At 60.5% G+C, this 1,084-nt stretch carries 1 protein-coding gene; it reads right to left on the bottom strand.

The features are described from left to right. Positions 1-181: 181 nt before the first annotated feature. Positions 182-706 (bottom strand): PaaI family thioesterase, encoded by a 525-nt coding sequence (locus Q2K20_RS18115; protein WP_017836045.1) that lies wholly within the window; start codon positions 704-706, stop codon positions 182-184. Positions 707-1,084: the final 378 nt, after the last annotated feature.

Below are 1,084 nucleotides of genomic sequence, written 5' to 3'. Positions count from 1 at the left end.
CACCCGACGACCGCGCCCACCCCGACTGCCGGAAAAGGCGACCATCAACGACCCCGACGCCCGATCACCCGAAACTAGCCAAGCCCAACCGAGCACCTCACGTCTCATTTGATTTGACACGCTCCGCTCCGCCGACACCCTCGACGTATTCGGGCCTGGTGCTCGCGGCGGTGAGTTTGGCCTAAGCCCTCGAGTTTCTCTGTGACTGCAAAAAGTGTTCAACCTCGACCACGATGAACAGGGCAGTGGCAGTAATAACAGTGCGGCCCTCTGCATCCTCCATCGTGGACTTGAGGTCCAATTTCCGGCCATCGCGAGACCGAACTGCAGCGCGCAGGATGTACGGGGTGTCGAGTAGTGCTGGCGCAAGATACTCGAGCTCGAGACGGCGCGTCACGGCGAGCTCGCCGACCGAATACAGCAAGAAGCCGAAGAGGTCGTCAATCACGGTCGCTACCGCGCCGCCGTGTGCAATGCCCGGTGCCCCGACGTGGCGCTGGTCGAACTGGTGGTGTGCGACGACGCCGTCTCCGTCACGCCGTACCGAGAGGAAGTGACCATTCGGGTTCTCTGGTCCACAGCCAAGGCAGTTGGGGTGGTGGGGAGGAAGCTCGGAGGAACCGGATTCCATGCGCGTGAACGAGGCCACCCAGTTGTCGATATCGGTACCTATCGGCTCGCCGGCCTTGTCGCGAAATGTGTCCATGTCCAAACCTTCCTGTCGATGAAGTTGTACTGGGTGCGATACCTCGGCTTGTGGCGACGGAGATATCGCCGACACCCGCACGTCCGACCCGTGACCCAACCTTTGACCGGGACGTCCAAGGGGCCCTGAGGCCCGATGCGGGTGGCCTGAGCAACTGGCTGTCGACGGCACGATAGTCAGGTCGACAAGGCCGACTGAGCCGGGACACCTTGTACTGTACGAACATACAGTAAGCGGTACCGACGTATAGTCTAGTGTCGCGTTTCTGAAGTTGGTTTAGGGTTCGCTTTCGCGAGGATCTGTTCGGGAGTTTTAGTCCAGACGAACGGGTGTTTGCGGTCGTTCCAGCCCGTGATGAACTGGCGAATCTTGGCATTG

This window comes from Dietzia sp. IN118 (genome assembly GCF_032905965.1).
GTDB lineage: Bacteria > Actinomycetota > Actinomycetes > Mycobacteriales > Mycobacteriaceae > Dietzia > Dietzia kunjamensis.
The sequence above is the reverse complement of the archived record's forward strand: the minus strand, read 5'-3'. Positions and strand labels throughout refer to the sequence as shown.

Excerpts from the sequence above, each read along its gene's own strand:
- Q2K20_RS18115 (WP_017836045.1), bottom strand. The coding sequence starts at position 706 with ATGGACACATTTCGCGACAAGGCCGGCGAGCCGATAGGTACCGATATC.